Annotated in this window: 1 protein-coding gene; it reads right to left on the reverse strand. The window is 68.5% G+C overall.

Translation table 11 applies throughout. From position 1 onward, the window contains the following. Positions 1-1,734, reverse strand: a 1,734-nt coding sequence (locus KRX52_RS15900) for a cadherin-like domain-containing protein (RefSeq protein ID WP_217682711.1), incomplete at both ends; no start/stop codon positions are given.

Below are 1,734 nucleotides of genomic sequence, written 5' to 3' on the forward strand. Positions count from 1 at the left end.
CGCCGGTGACGGTCAGGGTCTCGCCGCTGTCCGGGCTGATGCTGTCGTTGCCCAGCACGTTGATGACCGTAGTGCCGCTGTCCTCGGCGACGGTGACGCTGTCGTTGACCGCATCCGGCGCATCGTTCACCGCAGTGACGGTGATCGTCAGGGTACCGATATCGGTGAGGCTGCCGTCGGTGACGGTGTAGTCCACCGAGTCGGTGCCATGGAAGTTCGCCGCCGGGGTGTAACTGTAGCTGCCGTCGGCCGCGATGGTGATGCTGCCGCCCTGCGCGGTGGCGAAGGTGCCGGCCACGACCGACAGGCTGTCGCCATCCAGGTCGGTGTCGTTGGCATCCAGCTCCACGCTGCCGGTCAGCACGCTGTCTTCCGCGGTGCTGGCCGCATCGTCCACCGCCACCGGCGCGTCGTTCACCGCAGTGACGGTGATCGTCAGGGTGCCGACATCGCTCAGGCTGCCGTCGGTGACGGTGTAGTCCACCGAGTCGGTGCCATGGAAGTTCGCCGCCGGGGTGTAACTGTAGCTGCCGTCGGCCGCGATGGTGATGCTGCCGCCCTGCGCGGTGGCGAAGGTGCCGGCCACGACCGACAGGCTGTCGCCATCCAGGTCGGTGTCGTTGGCATCCAGCTCCACGCTGCCGGTCAGCACGCTGTCTTCCGCGGTGCTGGCCGCATCGTCCACCGCCACCGGCGCGTCGTTCACCGCAGTGACGGTGATCGTCAGGGTGCCGACATCGCTCAGGCTGCCGTCGGTGACGGTGTAGTCCACCGAGTCGGTGCCATGGAAGTTCGCCGCCGGGGTGTAACTGTAGCTGCCGTCGGCCGCGATGGTGATGCTGCCGCCCTGCGCGGTGGCGAAGGTGCCGGCCACGACCGACAGGCTGTCGCCATCCAGGTCGGTGTCGTTGGCATCCAGCTCCACGCTGCCGGTCAGCACGCTGTCTTCCGCGGTGCTGGCCGCATCGTCCACCGCCACCGGGGCATCGTTCACCGGGGTGACGGTGACGTCGACGGTGGCGGTATCGCTGCCGCCGTTGCCGTCGCTGACGGTGTAGGTGAACGAGGTGGTGCCGTTCCAGTTGGCGTCCGGGGTGAAGGACACCACGCCGCCGACCAGGGAGACGCTGCCGCCGACAGCCGGCTGGGTCACGCCGGTCACGGTCAGGGTCTCGCCGCTGTCCGGGCCGGTGCTGTCGTTGCCCAGCACGTTGATGACCGTAGTGCCGCTGTCCTCGGCGACGGTGACGCTGTCGTTGACCGCATCCGGCGTATCGTTGACCGGGGTGACGGTGATCGTCAGGGTGCCGACATCGCTCAGGCTGCCGTCGGTGACGGTGTAGTCCACCGAGTCGGTGCCATGGAAGTTCGCCGCCGGGGTGTAACTGTAGCTGCCGTCGGCCGCGATGGTGATGCTGCCGCCCTGCGCGGTGGCGAAGGTGCCGGCCACCACCGACAGGCTGTCGCCATCCAGGTCGCTGTCGTTGGCGTCCAGCTCCACGCTGCCGGTCAGCACGCTGTCTTCCGCGGTGCTGGCCGCATCGTCCACCGCCACCGGCGCGTCGTTCACCGCAGTGACGGTGATCGTCAGGGTACCGACATCGCTCAGGCTGCCGTCGGTGACGGTGTAGTCCACCGAGTCGGTGCCGTGGAAGTTGGCGGCCGGGGCGTAAGTGTAGCTGCCATCGCTGGCGATGGTGATGCTGCCGCCCTGCGCGGTGGCGAAGGTGCCGG

It is taken from the genome of Geopseudomonas aromaticivorans, assembly GCF_019097855.1.
GTDB lineage: Bacteria > Pseudomonadota > Gammaproteobacteria > Pseudomonadales > Pseudomonadaceae > Geopseudomonas > Geopseudomonas aromaticivorans.